Annotated in this window: 15 protein-coding genes; 5 read left to right on the top strand and 10 right to left on the bottom strand. The window is 53.8% G+C overall.

All coding sequences use genetic code 11. The annotated features are described in order from the left end of the window. Positions 1–48: 48 nt before the first annotated feature. The 3 genes from CFI03_RS24490 to CFI03_RS24480 all read right to left on the bottom strand — a co-directional run bounded on the left by CFI03_RS24490 (position 49) and on the right by CFI03_RS24480 (position 5,321). On the bottom strand, positions 49–864 hold the full coding sequence (locus CFI03_RS24490; RefSeq protein ID WP_116394313.1) for a hypothetical protein: 816 nt from the start codon (positions 862–864) through the stop codon (positions 49–51). 198 nt (positions 865–1,062) lie between these two features. After that, the gene (locus CFI03_RS24485; RefSeq protein ID WP_116394312.1) at positions 1,063–4,155 is read right to left on the bottom strand and encodes an AAA family ATPase; all 3,093 of its coding nucleotides are present in this window, start codon (positions 4,153–4,155) and stop codon (positions 1,063–1,065) included. Continuing rightward, positions 4,152–5,321, bottom strand: coding sequence for an exonuclease SbcCD subunit D C-terminal domain-containing protein (locus CFI03_RS24480; RefSeq protein ID WP_116394311.1), 1,170 nt, complete (start codon positions 5,319–5,321; stop codon positions 4,152–4,154). Before CFI03_RS24480 ends, CFI03_RS24485 begins: the two co-directional genes overlap by 4 nt. Before the next feature lie 188 nt (positions 5,322–5,509). Here CFI03_RS24480 and CFI03_RS24475 point away from each other — a divergent pair, with 188 nt between their 5' ends. After that, positions 5,510–6,775 carry an MFS transporter gene (locus CFI03_RS24475; protein ID WP_116394310.1) on the top strand — a complete coding sequence of 422 codons (1,266 nt, stop codon included), beginning with the start codon at positions 5,510–5,512 and terminating at the stop codon, positions 6,773–6,775. A 92-nt stretch (positions 6,776–6,867) separates the two neighbouring features. Here CFI03_RS24475 and CFI03_RS24470 read toward each other — a convergent pair whose 3' ends face one another. Both CFI03_RS24470 and CFI03_RS24465 read right to left on the bottom strand, forming a co-directional pair. Further along, on the bottom strand, positions 6,868–7,503 hold the full coding sequence (locus CFI03_RS24470; protein WP_116394309.1) for an NAD(P)-dependent oxidoreductase: 636 nt from the start codon (positions 7,501–7,503) through the stop codon (positions 6,868–6,870). 27 nt (positions 7,504–7,530) lie between these two features. Continuing rightward, complete coding sequence (locus tag CFI03_RS24465) at positions 7,531–7,965, bottom strand: Rrf2 family transcriptional regulator (protein ID WP_116394308.1); 435 nt, start codon at positions 7,963–7,965, stop codon at positions 7,531–7,533. Between the two features lie 635 nt (positions 7,966–8,600). Here CFI03_RS24465 and CFI03_RS24460 point away from each other — a divergent pair. Continuing rightward, entirely contained in the window at positions 8,601–9,338 is a 738-nt protein-coding gene (locus CFI03_RS24460) for an MBL fold metallo-hydrolase (RefSeq protein WP_116394307.1), read from the top strand. Positions 9,339–9,529: 191 nt separating this feature from the next. Continuing rightward, positions 9,530–10,441 carry a sugar phosphate isomerase/epimerase gene (locus CFI03_RS24455; protein ID WP_116394305.1) on the top strand — a complete coding sequence of 304 codons (912 nt, stop codon included), beginning with the start codon at positions 9,530–9,532 and terminating at the stop codon, positions 10,439–10,441. A 51-nt stretch (positions 10,442–10,492) separates the two neighbouring features. On the opposite strand, the gene CFI03_RS24450 is transcribed toward CFI03_RS24455, so the two are convergent. Next, complete coding sequence (locus tag CFI03_RS24450; protein ID WP_116394304.1) at positions 10,493–12,121, bottom strand: hypothetical protein; 1,629 nt, start codon at positions 12,119–12,121, stop codon at positions 10,493–10,495. A gap of 181 nt (positions 12,122–12,302) precedes the next feature. Between CFI03_RS24450 and CFI03_RS24445 the strand changes: the two genes are divergently transcribed. Then, positions 12,303–13,055: a DeoR/GlpR family DNA-binding transcription regulator gene (locus CFI03_RS24445; protein ID WP_116394303.1), complete on the top strand. Its 753-nt coding sequence runs from the start codon at positions 12,303–12,305 to the stop codon at positions 13,053–13,055. Between the two features lie 46 nt (positions 13,056–13,101). On the opposite strand, the gene CFI03_RS24440 is transcribed toward CFI03_RS24445, so the two are convergent. Further along, a complete protein-coding gene (locus tag CFI03_RS24440; RefSeq protein WP_116394302.1) occupies positions 13,102–13,839 on the bottom strand; it encodes an SDR family oxidoreductase in 738 nt (245 codons plus the stop codon). Positions 13,840–14,049: 210 nt separating this feature from the next. On the opposite strand from CFI03_RS24440, the gene CFI03_RS24435 reads away from it, so the two are divergent. Then, positions 14,050–14,967 (top strand): AraC family transcriptional regulator, encoded by a 918-nt coding sequence (locus CFI03_RS24435; protein ID WP_116394301.1) that lies wholly within the window; start codon positions 14,050–14,052, stop codon positions 14,965–14,967. Between the two features lie 43 nt (positions 14,968–15,010). Here the strand turns inward: CFI03_RS24435 and CFI03_RS24430 are convergent, their stop codons facing one another. The 3 genes from CFI03_RS24430 to CFI03_RS24420 form a co-directional block, all read right to left on the bottom strand. Beyond that, positions 15,011–15,436: an SRPBCC domain-containing protein gene (locus CFI03_RS24430; protein ID WP_116394300.1), complete on the bottom strand. Its 426-nt coding sequence runs from the start codon at positions 15,434–15,436 to the stop codon at positions 15,011–15,013. An 18-nt stretch (positions 15,437–15,454) separates the two neighbouring features. Beyond that, positions 15,455–16,003 carry a TetR/AcrR family transcriptional regulator gene (locus CFI03_RS24425; protein WP_116394424.1) on the bottom strand — a complete coding sequence of 183 codons (549 nt, stop codon included), beginning with the start codon at positions 16,001–16,003 and terminating at the stop codon, positions 15,455–15,457. Between the two features lie 183 nt (positions 16,004–16,186). Further along, entirely contained in the window at positions 16,187–17,503 is a 1,317-nt protein-coding gene (locus CFI03_RS24420) for an ABC transporter substrate-binding protein (RefSeq protein ID WP_248760568.1), read from the bottom strand. Positions 17,504–17,664: the final 161 nt, after the last annotated feature.

The raw sequence follows: 17,664 nt of genomic DNA, 5'->3' as shown, positions 1-17,664 counted from the left end.
GCAAAAGAGGCTGTTCCCCTGGGAACAGCCTCTTCTCGTATATCCACCCTAATTCAGCTGGGCAGCAACGGTCTTGTTAATATCCGCAATCTTCTTCTCATAGCCCTCTATCCTCGCCTGTTGATCCGTTATTTGCTTCACGACCGTGGTCAGCGTAGTAAGCGAACGAATGGAGGTTTTGCCGTCATAGCCTCGCAGCGCGTACAGCAAATCGCTCCACTCCGCCGATTTTTGCTTGTTCAGCTGACTGATCGCGGACTTTGCTACGGCGATTTTCCGCTCCTCTTCGGTAATGGCTTCAAGCTGCCCGCGAAGCCGCTTCATTTTGTCGTTTGCGGATGTTTTGGCCGAGCTTAACGCGCTTTGCGCGGCGCGTATCTCCTCTTTGGCGCTTTTTACCGATATCTCCAGCAGGTCCACCTTCAGCTGTACGGCCGCGGTCAGCTCCTTGATGCCGAACTTCCGCGCCGCCTTCAGCTCCGCTTGGGCAGCTTCGTATTGATTAAACAAAGGCTGATAATCGTTCTTTAATTGCGTAACCTTCTTGTCCAGCGCATCCAGCTTCGCCTTGTCGATCAGCCGGATTTTCTGCCGGATCTCAGACTCCTTGTCGTCGTTTGTTTTGGCAGTTGCTTTGATCCGCGTATCCTTCTCTCCAATAACGTTCTGCTGCTGGACAAAGCTTAGATACAGCGACTGGAGCTTCGCCGCGTCAGTAGACGGCAGCCCGGCCTTGGTTTTGTCGAACTGCTTCTGCGCCGTTGCGGATAAGGAATAAACGGCCGCTTCCGCAACCGCCGCCGGGAAAATGGCAGACAGCAGAAGAGCTAACAGCAAGGCAGTAGCCGGCATTCGAAATGTCATGCGTGTAAATCCTCCTTATACAATATTCATAGCGGCAGCCGACAACAAAAAAAAGCACCCCTCAAACCAAGCCCAAAGGCTGGTTCGAAGGGTGCTTCCCGTTCGAATAGAAATGGCGTTGCCGCATATGTCTTTTCAATATACGGCTTGACCGGCAAAAGTGTCAACCCATTATTTTACAATAACCAGAAAACCAACTCACCTTACGGCAATGGATGTCCGGCTGTAGCCTTCCTTCGTCTTGTACACTTCGAGAGTAGCCGGGAAGGCTGCTTTAAGCTCCTGCACGTGGGAAATAACGCCAATCATCCGGCCTGAACGCTGCAGGTCCACAAGCGCCTCAATCGCTTTGTTAAGCGAATCCTCGTCCAGCGAGCCAAAGCCTTCGTCAATAAACATCATCTCGATGGAGACGCCGCCTTGGAATGCTTGAATGATATCAGTCATGCCAAGCGCAAGGCATAACGAGGCATTAAACTTCTCGCCGCCCGACATCGTCTTCACATCCCGGTTCTGGCCGGTATAAGCATCGTAGACATCAAGGCCAAGCCCGCTTTGTTTGCCTCGCGTCTCAAGCCGGTCGCTGCGCTGCAGAACGAACTGGCCGCCGGACAAATGGCGGAGCCGGACGTTTGCGGCATGCAAAATCTGTTCCAGATATTCGATAAGAATATAACGTTCGAATGATATTTTGAGTGCGTTGTCGCCTTTAAGCATCTGGTACAGATCCAGGACCTGCTCAAGCTTTGCTTCCAGCTCCTTAACCTTAGCCGAAGCTTGGTCAATAGCCGTCTTCAGCTTGTCTGCATCCTCGGCGAACCGGGAAGCAATCTGCAGCGCGTTCGCCGCTGCCTCAATCCGCGCTTTCAGCTCGGCAATTGCCGTCTTCAGCGCTTCAATGTCCGCCTGCTCCTTGCCAGCTAACTCCTGCTCCAGCTCTTCAATCCGCTTGCCGGCGGCTGCTACGGCCGTCTTATACGCCTCGAGCTGCTCCTTCAGCGCCCGTCTCTCCTGATCCGGCAGATGAGCCTCGCGGAATGCTTCCGCGGAGCTAAACTCCGCCTTCGCAAGCTCCTCCTCGAACCGTGCGGCTGCGAGCGCCGCATTGTCCCGGGCTTCGGCATGCTGCTGCTCGGTCTGCTCCGCATGTGCCTGCTCTTCGGCAAACTTCGCGCGCATCCGCAGCAGTCCATCCTGCGCCTCTTTCCAAGCTGCGGCAAGAGACTCCGCAAGACTGCGCTGCTGCTTAAGCCGCATCTCCATCTCCTTCGGAGAACGGAGCTCCTCCGGAATGCGCTCAAGCTCCTTTTCGAGCGCCGACTGCTTGGCGCCGCGCTCGACCGCAATCCGCTGCTGTTCGGCCTGCAGCTTATCCTTCGCCTGCTGAAGCTGCTCCAGCTTCTGCTCGATCTCTTCCGCCCGCTGCTTCATCTGCTTGCCTTGCTCGGCCTGCGCACCTAGCCGTTCCGCTTCCTCATTCAGCTGCTTCCAGCGTTTACGAAGCTCGGCCTGCTGCTCGGCTAGCCCGGAAGCTTCCGCCCCGTACTCCGCAAGCTCCGCCGCGCTTCCTTCCCAGCTCGAACGCGTTGCCGCCGCCTGCAGCTTCGCTTCGTTCAGCTCGCGTTCGTAACGGGACAGCTGCTCCTTCGCCTGCTGGAGCTGCTCCCTGGACGGCACGGCTTCCGCCGCAACGGCTTTGCCCGGATGCTCCTGGCTGCCGCAGACCGGGCAAGGCTGGCCGTCATAAAGATGGGCGGCCAGCAGGCTTGCTTGCCCTTCAATCCAACTGCGTTCCAGCCGGTCATGCTCCTCGCGGATTTGAGCAAGCGATAATGCCCGCTCATCAATCACGGATGCATGGGAGACAAGCTCCTTCTCCAGTTCAATTAACTTGGAAATATATTTGCCAGTCTGAAGGACCTGATTTCTTTGTTCAACAACGCCCGGCAGCGCCTCAACCGCGCCCTCGATCGCCTTAAGCTGCGATGCCAGCGTCAGCTTGGCTTCCTTCGCTTCGGCGATGAGCGCCTCCGCCGAAGCAAGCTTCGCCGCTCCGCTCTTCTCCGCGGCCGCCAGCTGCTCAACCGCTACGCGCTGCGCCTCCAGCGTCTGCACCGCCGGCGCCAGCTCCGCGAGGCGGTGCAGCTCGCGCTCCGCCGCCTGCCGCGCCGCGCCGCGCTCCTCCTCGCGGCGATGCCGCTCCTCGGCTGCCGCGAGCGCCTCCTTCGCGGCCTCCGCCGCCTGGCGCCGCATGTCGCGGGCCTGCTGCTTCGCCGCGGCATCCCGCTCGGCGCGGACCGCCTGCTCCGCGTACGGCGCCAGCTGCGCCGCGCGTTCCGCGAGCAGCAGCCGGCGTTCGCGCTCCGCATGTTCAGCGCTTTGCGCCGCGAGCCGCTCCCGCTTCGCCCGCTCGCTTGCCAGCTCCGCGAAGCGCGCGTGCAGCGCCAGCTCGCCTTGCAGCGCTTGCTCCTGCTCGCCAAGCTGCCGCTGCAGCTCGCGCTTGCCCGATTCGCCTTCCGCCATGAGCTGGCGGTAATAGCCAATCTCCTGCTCCAGCGCTTCGGACAGCTGCGCCGCATTGTACAGCTCCTGCGCCAGCGTCAACGCAAGCTGGCTGTCTTCCCTGCGCGGCAAGTTATCCGCCGCCTGCTTCATGAAGTGGTCCAAGCGGATCTTCGCTTCCTTCAGCTGGTCCCCAAGCTCCCGGTTCTGCTGCTGGAAGCGCGTCTCGAGCCGCTGATACAGCTCCGTCCGGAATATCCGGCGCAAAATCTCTTCTTTATTATCCGTATCCGAAGTGAGCAGCTTGCGGAATTCGCCCTGCGGCAGCATCACGATCTGATTGAACTGCTCCTTCGTCAGGCCGATAATCGTCTCCAGCTTGGCGTTGACGTCGCCGACCATAAACCGGTCCACCGCCGGTACGGCTTCGCCGCCCGTCAGCTCGTACAGCTCTGCTTTGCCGCCCGTCTCGCTTTTGTTCGTGCCCTTCCGGTGGGGAAGCTGACGAAATACCCGGTACATCCGGCGTCCCACGGCAAAATCCAGCTCAACGGCGGTATGCTTCTCGTCATCGGCGAAATGGCTCCGCAGCATACGGGGCTCCGAGCGGTCCTCGCCGCTTGCGGTTCCGTATAAGGCAAAGCAGATCGCGTCAAAAATCGTTGTTTTGCCTGCGCCGGTACTGCCCGAAATAACAAACAGGCGATGCTCCCCCAGCTCGCTGAAATCAACGGTCTCCGCATCGCGGTACGGGCCAAAGGCCGTCATCGTAATTTTGAGAGGTCTCACCCTGCTTCCCCCTCCTCTCGCAGCAATCCGCCAAACGTATCGGCGAACAGCCGTTTTTTCGGCTCATCAAGCGCTACACCCTTCACTTCGAGATAAAAGGATTCGAACAGGCTTACCGGATCGGCTTCGCTCCTCCGCACCGCCGTCTCCGGGGTATCGGCATCCTCGCCAATGCCGCGAACGGCCGTTACCCTGCGCTCCACATGGAGGGCATTCGGGTAAACCGCCCGAACCTTCTCCATCGGGAACAGGACGGGGTTGTCGTTCAGCAGCGTAACAAAGACGTAATCCTCGTTCACCGGATGGGTCTCGATCTCTTCAATCGGACCGGCAATCCGCCGCATATCGCGCAGCGGCTTCAGCTCTCTTTTCTCAATCGCCACGTTCCCGTCCGCGTCCATCTCCACAACGAGATAGCCTTTATTGTGATGCTCCTCGGAGATCGAATACTTGAGCGGAGAACCCGCGTAACGGATTTTTTCGCTGCCGACAAAATGCGCCTGATGCAGATGCCCAAGAGCGGTATAATGGAACGGTGAAAAATAATCCGCCCGCACATGCTCGGCTCCGCCAATCGAAAGCGGGCGTTCCGAGTCGCTTGTATTAGGCTCCGCCGCGCCCGTTGCCGTGACGAAAGCATGTCCCACAACGATATGTCTCGCAGCCGGGTCCATTTGCTTGGCAATCCGCTCCGTGATCGCGCGCATGGCTTCATCATGCGTCCGGATATTCTCGTCTTCGTAAGTAATCCGTACTTGGGCCGGGTCGGCATAAGGCACCAGATGCACATGCACCTCGCCAAACGCGTCCTTCAGCACAACCGGCTTATGTTCCGTTCTCAATCTTCCGGCGATATGAAGCCCGCGGCTTTCCATCATGGCCGTTCCGAAGTCAATCCGGTCCGGACTGTCATGGTTGCCCGAGATCGCCAGCACAGGCGTATCCAGCCCAACAACAATCCTCTCCAGCAGCTCGTCAAGCAGATCCACCGCTTCCGTCGGCGGGATTGCCCTGTCGTACAGATCGCCTGCGATAATAACGGCATCCGGCCGTTCCAGCTCTACCGCGCTTACAAATTGCTCCAGCACATGCCGCTGGTCTTCCGTCATATATACACCCTGCACAAGCTTGCCTAAATGCCAGTCTGCAGTATGAAAAAATTTCACTCTATGAACATTCCCTTCCGCTACTCATGTACCTATCTTTTTCGATACCCGTAACCGTACATATATTCGCTTTTTTCTCCCGATTTCCTTCCTGAAAATATTTCCCCCAGGCCCTATCAATGGTACATTAATAGACGGACTTCATAGATTGTTCATAGACTCAAATAGACGCCAAACAGGAGGATAACATGCAAACCGAACTAGAAGCACGGTCAAAACGGTCCTTGTTCAGCAACTATACGCTGCTCTTGGCCGTTGTATTTGGCGGCTTTCTCATATTTGGCTTTTCGGAAAATATAAAAGGTCCCGCCATCCCGCGCATGCAGGCCGATTTCTCGCTGAATGAAGCGCAGATCGGCATGCTGCTTGCCCTTAATTCTCTCGGCTATCTAATCGCTTGCAGCTTTACGGGGTGGCTGGTCAAAAAAATCGGCATCAAGCTGACGACCCTTATCGCCTTTGGCTCGATGGTCGTATCCGGCTTCTGCCTGTACTTCTCTATCAGCTATTCCACGATGGTATTGTCCTACTTCTTTATGTATATCGGCAACGGACTTCTAGAGATCGCCCTTGCGATTCTGGCCGCGCAGATCTTCACCCGGAATACCGGCACGATGATGAATCTGGCTCATTTCTTCTATGGGCTCAGCTCGATTGTCGCCCCTCTTCTGGCCGCTAATCTGATGGGAATTCATCTGCTCGGAGCAAGCTCCGAGCTTGGCTGGCGGGGCATGTACTGTTTGATGCTTTCGCTGACTTTGCTGCCGATGATTCCTACCATCTTCGCCAAAGCGCCGAAGCAGGAAGAGAAGCAAGGAGAGCGTCTGTCTCTGCGGGAATATGTACGGGATAAAGCGGCGTGGCTGCTTGTAGGCGTTCTCTCCCTTGGCGTTGTCTCCGAGATGTCAATCGGGAGCTGGCTCGTCAACTTTCTGGAGAAGGCCTATGACTGGAGCAGCGATACGTCCGCGGCTATGCTGTCCGCCTTTTTCCTCTGTTTTACATTTGCGAGACTTGTGTTAGGTCCGGTCACCGATAAAATCGGTTATACGATGTCGCTCATTGTGCTGTCGGCCTTCTCCGGTCTTTGCTCGATTGCGGCTGTTATTCTTGGGGAGCCTGGGGCCTTCCTCTTTGCGGCAGCCGGCATCGGCATCGCGCCGATCTATCCGACGGTTATGGCCTTGATTGCCAGACGTTATTCAAAGGAAAGCGATACGGCTATTACATTTACTGTGACTTTGATGGGGATTGCGACGGTTGCGGGGAACTATCTGATCGGGCTTATTATCGAGCTGTTCAAGGACGGCTTTGCGGAAGAGGCTCATCCGAAGGCGGGTCTCATTGCCGGCCTGCAAGCGGGTTATATTTTCATCGGGACATGCGCCCTGTTGTGCTCGGTTATGTCCATCGCGCTGTACCGTCATCTAAAAAAACGCGGTGCCCTGCTATGAGAAAGCCTCTATCGAGACCTCTCGACGATGAGCGAACGCGTCTATAGGCAGGAAGAGGCTGCCCCTTCGCGGGAGCAGCCTCTTCTGTTTGCTTAGTTTTCGGAAGACACGGTAAAACGTTCGTTTACATGCGCGGCATTCTCGGCTTCATCCACAATGGCGATCGCAAAATCCGCGTAGCTGACATAGCTGTGGCCTTTCGAATTCACAAGCAGATGGTCTTTGCCTGACGTATAGGAACCCGTACGCGCTCCTGCCGGATCAAAGAAAGCGGATGGGCTGACAAAGGTCCATTTCAGACCTGCCGATTGCTTCAGATCCTCGAGGTTTTGACCTTGGTTCTTCGCCGTAGCGAGGAACATCTCGGGGAAATCAGGCGTGTTAAAGAGCTGAACCGTCTTGGCTTCGTCCACGTACAAGCTGCCTGCTCCGCCAATTACGATCAAGCGCGTATCCGTTCCGGACAAGGCATCGATCAAAGCTTTGCCGGCTGTTACATGCAGATGTTCCTGGCCAAGCGGAGCGCCAAAAGCGTTCACGACGACGTCAAAGCCTTGCAGGTCGGCTGTTGTCAGATCGAAAACTTCCTTCTCGATCACTTGAACGCCTTCCTCCGTTACCTTGGCACGGTTCCGAACAACCGCCGTAACTTCATGTCCGCGGCTAAGCGCCTCTTTCACAATAAACTGACCTGCTTTGCCTGTAGCACCTACAACTGCAATTTTCATATGAATAACCTCCTGATAAGAAATAAATTATTTGTTCTGATTCGTCCTGATCAGATCCGCGACCAGTTCCTCCAGCGTGATCTGCGCGAGAACACTCTCCATCGCATCCTGCGACTTCTTCAGCACGAGCTCCAGCACAACCTGAATGCTTGCTCCAACCGGACAGTCGGGATTCGGCCCTTCGTGAATATGAAAAAGCTGTCCCTCCTCGACGACATCTACCGCCCGGAAAATATCCAGCAAGGTAATCTCGCTCATTTCCTTGGTCAGATACGCACCGCCTGTTCCGGCCCGGACTTGAACGAGGCCAGCCTTTTTCAACTGTCCCAACAGCCGGCGGATAATAACCGGGTTCGTGTTGACGCTGCCGGCAATCCATTCGGAAGTGTTATGAGCGTCCTTGGAAATCTCCAGCAGCGATAAAATATGGACCGCTATGGAGAAGCGGCTGCTGATTTTCATGATTGTCACCTCCACGCTCCGAATGTTTCGGTTGATTGGGCTACGGTTGTTTCGGTTGATTGCTCCATGTAGTTTGTTCCTCGAATTAAACTTTCAATGGTTGGAACAAAACGTACAAAGTCGCACTTAGGCTCGAAACAACCTCCGCTGGCCGTTTAAGTGCATAAGACCCAACACAAGAGCGAGCACTAAACCAAGCATAAAGCCGAGACATAACCGAAACACAACGGCATAATTGTTGTGACAATTGTAGTTACAACTGGGGTAGAAGTCAAGGACGCTCCGCGTTGTTTCGGTTGATTGCTCCATGTAGTTTGTTCCTTGAATTAAATTTTCAATGGTTGGAACAAACGTACAAAGTCGCACTTAGGCTCGAAACAACACTCCGCTGGCCGGATCTGATTGACAGGTCGTTGTAACAATTGTAGTTACAACAAAATGAAAAGTCAAGTCGCTTACTCTAACGGCAGGCTACTTTAAGCCCATCCCACGTAACCAAAATTAGATCATTGACAAAAATATTTTTATATGATATAATATATAATTTTGTTATTTACACATTTCCCGAGAGTCTGTAATATAGTCACATGACCTCGGCCGGGTCCCCTTCATTTTGTACGAGGAGTGTGACCTTTATGCAAGCCCAACTTGCCATACTGTCCATAAGCGCCCCTGTGATGGGCACAATCGATACCGTTCATCCGGTTCTTATCCGGGACGATCAGCATCAAATTTTGCTGGATACGGGTTATCCCGCCCAGCTTTCCCAGCTCCAAGCCGCGATTGAAGCCGCGGGCGGCAGTCCAGACAGGCTTACTCATATTATTCTTACCCATCAAGATATCGATCATATCGGGAATTTGCCGGAATTAGCCTCCGGTGCAGGAATCGAAGTATGGGCGCACCCGCTCGAGAAACCGTACATCCAAGGCGACAAAAGGCTTATCCGTTTCACGGATGAAGCTATTGCAAGCATCGACAGGATGCCGGAGTCCGTGCCCGAATCGTTCCGCAACGGTCTAAAACGGATGATGCTGAATCCGCCCAAGGCCAATGTTGACCGGGAAGTAAGTGGCGGCGAGCTTCTTCCGCTAGGCGGAGGAATTACCGTCATTGATACCCCGGGCCATACGCCGGGACATATCAGTCTTTACCACAAGCCTTCCCGTACGCTGATTGCCGGAGATGCCCTGATGGTGAGAGACGGGGAGCTATATGGAGCTGATCCCGCTACCACATTAGACCCGTTAACTGCCCATGCTTCCATCGCCGGACTGCTGGATTTTGATATTCAGACCATCGTCTGTTACCATGGCGGACTATATAACCGGCAGGTTATGGAGCGACTCGCCGAGCTTGCGGCGCAAAAATAAGAAGTTAATGGCTGACCATCGGGTCAGCCTTTTTTACTGTGCAAAAGGATCTAGGCTTTATAATGGAGAATACTTCCAGAAACAAATAGAAAGGATGTTCCAGGATGTCATACAAACCTTCATTTCTGGAGATGCTTTTGTCGCTCCTCCTTCTCATACTGGGTTTCGGCAGATAAGGGACAATCACACTCATGAATCATCATTTCCTTATCGGACAGTATGGACATTTCGACTACAACAAATATAACAGGGATTATAAACACGATTTTTACGGCATTGAAGCTTGTCTATTCCGGAGCGAGCAGGATATTGAGAATTTGATCCGGGAATCACATATTGCAGGCTTTCGGATCGGCATTCATTTCCCGTTGCGGGCGGGGATTTCCCCGCTTAGGGATCCACTCGTTATCGCCAAGGAGGATAACGTAAGATCGGATGCCTACTCCATAGCGGAGCAAGAGCTTGCTTACATCCATTCGCGAATGCAGCCGGACTATGTGCTTTTTCATTATCCAAAGCCCGTAATTCTGGATGACCGCGCGGATTGGTCTAACTGGCGATTCGATAGCCGCATGGAATACGAATTCGAAAGCGAATATTCCTTAGATGAATTTCGGACGTACAGCGATGCTTTATTTGAATGGTTGTCCCTTATGGGCGCCAGATACGGATTTACGCCTGTCTTGGAATTTGATGCCCTGAACCGCTATGTCTATGAGGACGACTATTTGCAGCGCAAGCTGGAGGAATATAGCAGCATCAAGCTTTGTCTCGATACCGCAAGGCTGTACATCCAGGACCGGATTGATCCTTGTTTCCATGCCGAGACCATTCTTCGACGATACGCCAGGTATGCCGCAACCGTTCATTTGTCCAATGTGCAGATTGTTGACGGACAAATAAGGCAGAGCCGGATTCCCGTCCTTCCCGGTCAGCAGCCAAGCGAAGGCTGGGCTCCCATTGAACGGTATTTGCGGATAATTTCCAGTAAGAATTCGGATGTAAAAATCATGTTCGAGCATCGCACGGAGCATGCATCCGATGAACAGCTTGAGGAGTGTTACCGTTGGGCTAGCCAGCTGATCCAAAAAAGAGGTGAATGAAGCTCCGTCAGGGACCTTCATTCACCTCTTGTATTTAATAACGGAAATAATTCATCTCTTCCCCGTTATTCTCGCGACCGATTGCCCCGGACTTGCGACAATCAGCTCAAGCAGATCCTGATGGCTGATGCCGGTATAGATTAGCTTGCCGCCAAGTCTTGATGCTTGCTGCAAGGTGAATTCTACCCCGCCCATCCGCTCGGCAAATGCAGCCAGGCTGTCGATTGCAAGCTTTTCCGCTTCATCCCGCCCCAATATTTCCACCGCTGCCGCGGCAGGCTTTCCTTGCAAACGAACCAAATTATAGTCCTCAAGCTCCTCGAAGGTATAATGCCCATGCAGCAGAATAGAAACAAAAGCGTTTTGCACCTGACCATACAGGCCCGCTGCCCGCCTAATCCAAGTCCCTTTCGGAAGAACGCCGATAATCTCTTGCTGCTCGGCATGCTCCGGGACAGGGAACAACGTCAGTATCCGGTTTTTGTCGTACAGCACCTCCGCGTACTCGCTTTGATGCCGCGGATCCCCTTCTCTCCAGCCCTCCCCCGGATGGAAGAAGTACAGCTGATTGACGCCAGTCTCTTCCGTAACCGGGAACGAGACCATCCACCGGATTTGCTCGTTATCAAACTCTTTTACCCGCTCCCAAATGCCGCCGGCCGCATAGTCCTTCGTCACATATGCATACGAATGAAGCGGAATTTCTTCCCCGGTATCAATTTTGATCATTTGTTTTGTGATCACCTCGGGCTGGTTGCGCTCCAGCGCTCTCCGGAGAGCATCCTCCGGGGCGGGATAGCAGAGGAAGCCCGCGTACTCCGTACGAGGCATACGATCTCCCAACGGAAAATCTCCAAATTGCACATAATCATGCAAGACGTTGCGGTCAGCAGGCGCATCATGCGGCCAGCCCCGGGAATGGGCACCAACCCAAGCGCCCTTCAGGTAAAAGAGCGCTCTCTCCCGCCACAGATAATCGAGCATCCCGGCAAGCTGCTGCTTTAACGCCGGCTCCGCCGTCAGCTCCCACGCGCAAGTAAACGCCTGAACCCAATGCCAGAACCATGGTAACGCCCCATACTCCGGCATTCCTTGGGCCGATACCCGCTCCATGGTGCGCTTCAGTGAAGCGGTACCGTCTTCGAGCAGTTCCTGGTCTTCATAGAACTGTCCGAATATAATCTTGGCCGCGGTATATTTGGCCTCATGGTGATGAAACAGCTGCAGCGGCTTTCTGTAAAAGCCTCCTTCATAAATACGATGGAGCGCACGCTCGAAGGCCTCCTGCAATTCCGGACCCAGATGTTGTCCATAACGCGCATAGAAATAAACCATTAGGCTGCCCATTAGCTCGACCGGGAGCTCATGGGCTTTCGCAAGCTCAGGCGAAGGATTCAAATTCAGCGGAAAATGGCCATACAGCGGCTGATCCGGATCCTTTTGCTGAAGCTGCAGGACCCGTGCAAGCACGCCTTCCGCTTTCTTTTTCGAGTCTGCCGGATTGTTCAATAGGGATTGAATTTCTTCGTCCACCGCTGCCGCAAATAAGTAGGAGGCATAATAGAAGTTATCCCGAATATCGTGATGGAACCATAATCCGCTGGCGAGCATAGGCAAGCTCTGTGCCGATAAGGCTGCCGCCTGAATGATCTCTATTTGACGCTGCTGTTGTCCGTTCATGAGTATCGTTTACTCCTCTCTATCCCGCAAAAAGTTCATTTATGTTTATTTTAGTTCATTTAATAGAAATAATCATTAATAAAATTGTATTTGAACCTAACTACACATCCAGTAACTATGGACGAGACGACAAGCTAAGTTTAAAATAATGGCAATACCAATGAGAACGGATGAGCATGAAATGAACCATTTACGCCGATACGAGAGTATTATGGAGGTTCTGCTGACGCAGAAGGAAGTGACGGTTGCGGAGCTCAGCGAGCGGCTGAACGTAACGGGCAAGACGATCCGGGAGGATCTGACGAAGCTGGAGGAACAAGGCCTCGTAAAACGGGTTCATGGCGGCGCCGTGCTGGCAAACAGCGATCAATTCGGCATTCTTCCGGTGAAGGAGCCGCTCGCGAAGCATGCCGACGAGAAAACCGGCATTGCGGAAACCGCGATGAGGTTTATCTCCAGCAATGACATTATTGCGCTGGACGGCGGCAGCACAACCCTTGAGATCGCAAGGCGGCTGAACGATTTGCCGGTGACCGTCATTACCAACGATGTATACATCATCAGCGAGCTGGCGGGAAAAGAAAACGTCCGGCTCGTCGTCCCCGGCGGGTACCGCGTCCGCAACGTTCTTGCGGGTCCGGAAGCGGTCGCTTACGTGCGCAACCTGAACATTAATAAAGCGTTTATTTCCGCTACCGGCGTACATCTCGAGCATGGCTTGTCGGTCTATACCGGCGACTTGATCGATTTCAAGCAGGCTTTGATGACGACAGCCCGCGAATGCTACGGGGTTGCCGACCATCATAAGTTTGGCCACAGCGCGCTTCGTACGTTCGCGAGATTATCCGAGCTGACGGCTCTTCTTACCGATAAGGGCCTACCGGAAGACACGGCTGCCGCATTCCGGGCAGCAGGTGTGCGAGTGGAAAAATAAAAATCGCCAGCCGAATGCTAAACAGCAGCAGGCTGGCGATTTTTTATTAGTTGAAGCCGCCGTTCACGCGAAGCGTCTGACCGGTAATCCAGCGGGCTTTATCGCTGACGAGAAGTTCCACGGCATTGGCGATATCGTTAGGCTCACCAAGACGCCCGAACGCGTTCATGCGGCGGAACGAATCCACTAGCTCCTCGGATTTGCCGTTCAGGAACAGCTCCGTCGATACTTGACCGGGTGCGATGCAGTTGATAATAATATCTTTCGGCCCGAATTCCTTCGCCAGCTGACGGGTTAACTGCTCGACAGCTCCTTTGGTTGCCGCGTAAACGCTGTATGTCGGAAGCATTGCGCCGGATACGGAGGTCGAGAAATTAATAATCGTCCCGCCGCTTGCCATATGCTTCATCGCTTGCTGGCAGGCGAAATACGTCCCTTTTACATTAATCATGAACTGCCGGTCGAACATTTCCTCCGTTACGCTCGCAATCGGGGCCAGGTCCATAATCCCCCCGTTATTCACGAGAATATCCACGCGTCCGAACCGTTCAAGCGTCTCCGAGAACAATCCCTCCACATCGCCGACCTTCCTGATATCTCCGCGGATGGCAGCAGCTTCGCCACCCGCTTGCTCGATGAATTGAACAACCTCGTTTGCTTTCTCTTCGTTGGAGGAATAATTGACAACAACTTTCGCGCCCGCTTCGCCCAGCTGAATGGCGATTTGACGTCCAATCCCTCTTGAAGCACCGGTGACAATTGCGACTTTTCCTTGTAAACTCATTATTCATTCGCTCCTTTATGTTTCGGATATTTAATTGGCGTGGCTACAACATTGATTATAGGGAATGCAAGGGGAATACCGTTAGAACAGAACCGTTCAATCCTTGCCTATTTCTCTTCGCGGATGAAAGATAAGCTTAGTATAGTGAAACTCGCGCATTTCTATTTTAAAATAAAAGCAATCCCCTCTTCGGAAAGGAAGTCATAAGCCATGGACGAATCCTTGCGAATGGAGCAGGCTTTGCGGCACTTAGCGGACTTGATCCTGCGCCATGCTCCGTCAAGCGGCACGTTTCCTACTTCTGTTCCCAATCTGTCATTGATGAATGCCGACCATCTGTCGGAGCCGCTTGAATCCGTATATAAGCCATCCCTTTGTCTTGTGGCGCAAGGGGCAAAGACGGCTACTCTCGGAGATGAAACTTACCGGTACGACCCGATGACTTTTGTCGTTATTGCCGCGGAACTGCCGATTATAAGCAAAATCGTGGAGGCTTCGCCCGAGGTCCCGTATTTAAGCTTAAAGCTGAGCTTCGACCCCGATGTCATACTCGATATTGTAAAAGAAAGCAGCAGCGCCTCAACCTCACCAGTTGATGCCTCACCGGGCATAACGATGAACCGCACGTCTCCGGGCTTGCTCGAAGCCGCCGTCAGGCTTGTTCAGCTGCTGGATACGCCGGGGGACATTCCGGTTCTCGCACCGCTTATTGTCCGCGAGATCCTGTACCGCGTGCTGCAAAGCGAGCATGGCTCGCTGATACGCTCCTTCGCTATGGTTGGCAGCCATTCGCATAACATTGCGCAAGCGATTCGGATGATTAACCGGCAATACGCGGAGCCGCTTGTCATTGAGCAGCTGGCCAAGGAAGCAAGCCTCAGCACCTCGGCTTTTCATAAACATTTCAAACGCGTAACGTCGATGAGCCCACTGCAATATCAGAAAACGCTGCGCCTGCAGGAAGCAAGACGCTTAATGCTGACGGAAACGGTGCATGCTTCGGAAGCCGCCTTCCTAGTTGGATACGAAAGCCCGTCCCAGTTCAGCCGCGAATACGCCCGAATGTACGGACGGCCGCCGATGCTCGATATTCAAGAGCAACGCGCTTCAGCAATAACAGGGCCATGACAATCGATCGTCATGGCCCTGCTGTATTTGGGGATAATAGTATCTAGTTTGCGTTCGTTTTCTGCAGCATCTCGTTCAATACATCTTCCCAATGCAGCTTCATCTGCTCCCTCGTAGCCGCATGGTCCAGGTTTTCCTGATGGAAGCTGACCGTTGTTTTCTCCGGATGGCTGGAGATGAGCCGGATTTGCAAGGTCGAGGGCTTCTCCCAGCCGGGCTTAGTCCACTTCAGGCGCAGCTGCTGCCGAGGCTTAACAATCCTCAATTCTCCCGCTATCCCTTCGGCACTCTCAAACGTCTCGCCGGCTTCAATCGCTAAGTTCTTGACATTGCCGATCCATAACCTCAAGCCTTCGGCCGAAGTGAGGAATGCCCAAGCTTTTTCGGGGGAAACGGGCAAGGTCCTGCGAACCCCGATCTGAAAACCGGCCGAGGCCGTTTTACCAACGATTTTTTCGGAAAATCCCATTCTTCATCCTCCTCGAATTTAACGGCTTAAAGCTCGCACGAACAAATCAACGCTGGATTCCGCAAACCTCTCTCTCGTAACCTTTGTAACCGCCTCGGCCGTATACAGGCGAGAGATAAAAGCCCCGTAATTCATCCACATAAACGTGATGGCCTGCGTCTCCGCATCCGTGTCGATCATTTTGTCTCGTCTTTGCATTTCCTTAAAGTAATCCATCAGAAGCTCGAGCATAATCCGGGGATGCTTCTGCGCTTTCTGCCTGATGCCGGCCAAATCATTGTCCGCCAGAACGATAAGAAACAACTTGCGGTTGCGCTCCATCACCTCATGATACATTTCGCTTACAAGCAGCAGGTCTGCTCGCATATCCCATACCACTTCTTCTTGAAAAATCCGGGTCATTTCCATGGAATAATGGAAATAGTCAACGGCCTTGTCGAGCAAATTCAGCTTATTGGCGAAGTTCCGGAATAACGTCATTTCGCTTACCCCTGCCACCGCGGCAATCTCTTTGGTGGATACGCCTTTATAACCCTTCTCCGCCATCAAATCAATCGCGGCCTGCATGAGTTTTACCTTATTATCCAAAACGGCTCACCCTTATCTGTCTGTATGTTAGTACTCACTAACATTTGTTTTAAGAATAGTCTCTTTGGAAAGAGATGTCAACCATTGGACCGGAAATCGCTGGAAAAAAAGCCGTTGCTCCTCCGCCCGTGGCAGCTGGAGCAACGGCTTTTTGTGCTGTTCTTATTTGCCCTTCGCAGCCAGGAAGGCGTCGAACTGCTTCTGCTTCTCGGCGATGACCTTCTCGACGCCGGCGGATTTCAGCGCCGCGACATATTCCGGCAAGACCTTGTCGGTGTCGACCGAGCCGGTCTCCAGCGCCTTCTGGTACTGCTTGATGACGTTCGCGAGCGCTCCGACCTCCGCTTTCACGGAATCGCTGTTGAAGACAAAACCGAGACCAGGCGACGGCTTGGCTCCCTCGTTAAACGCCTTGAACTGCTCCCACTTGTCTGGCGCCTCGGTGTTCCACACATGGTTGAGGAACTGGTTGCCGAGTTCCCAAGCGACGCCGGGGGCGTATTGGCCGGATTTATCGGTAGGCGTCATGACGTCGCCGCTGAGCGTATAATGCACGCCTTCGATGCCGAAGTTCAGCAGGTTGACGATATCCTTGTCGGTGTGAAGCAGGTTAATGAACATCATGGCCCGCTCAGGGTTCTTGGACGTCGTCGAGATCGCCAGCATGGCACCCGCCGTCTCGGAAGTAGAGACCGTTTTGCCGGTCAGATAGATTTGGTCCAGCTTCCCTCCGATGCCGGCCGCATTGGCGATTTCCGCCGCCTTGCCGGGCTTGAGCGGCTCGATCGTCGAGAAGACGTTGCCGCCCTTATAGGCGTCGCCGCTCGAGAGCTGCGTGGTCGCGGCGTCCTTGTTGATATAGCCTTTCTGGAAGAAGTCGCGGGCGAGCTTCAGATAACGCTTGTAAATATCGAAGTCCTCCATCATCTTGACCGTCGTGTCGCTGTCTTCCTTAGAGATGACTCCGGGAATTGTGCCGTCGCCCAAGGAGTCGAATTCGGTCAGTTGCCCGAACGACCCGCCTTGCATATAGAGAGGAGTCATATCCGGCTTCTTCTCCTTCACCACCTTGTAGATGGCGTCCAGATCCTCCGCCGTCTTCACCGTGCTCATGTCAAGGCCCAGCTCATCGGCAATATCCTTGCGGTAGACGACTCCGCCTGCGAACGCGAGCTCCTTGTTCGTCGGTATGCCATAGTTTTTACCGTTGATTTTGGAGCCCTCGAGGAATGATGGATCAAGCGAGCCGGTAATCCCTTGGCCGTATTTGCTCAGCAGATCGCCGAGCTCCTTATAGGCGCCCTTGGCGACATTCTTCGAATAGCCGTTCCACTGCGCCGTGAATAGAATGTCTACCGGCTCGCGGGAGGCAATCATCAGGTTCACCTTGTCGTCCCACGCCCCCCAGTCGATCGGAGAGATGTCGATGGTGGCGTTGATTTTCTCCGTCAAAATTTTGTTCAGAGCTTCCTCCACCATCGCCTCGTCCGCCTGCGGCGGCCCTTCGTACACGAGCTTCAGCTTGTAGGGCTTGAGATCGGCCGGCGCGTCCCCGCCGTCATTCGCCGCCATGCTGGCTCCGGCATTGCTGGCAGACGCATCATTGCCGCCGGAAGCGGATGGCTGGTTTTTGCTGCATG

It is taken from the genome of Paenibacillus sp. ATY16 (assembly GCF_003399985.2).
Lineage (GTDB): Bacteria > Bacillota > Bacilli > Paenibacillales > Paenibacillaceae > Pristimantibacillus > Pristimantibacillus glycanilyticus.
Note: the sequence above shows the minus strand (reverse complement) of the source record. Positions and strands in the feature narration are given on the sequence as shown.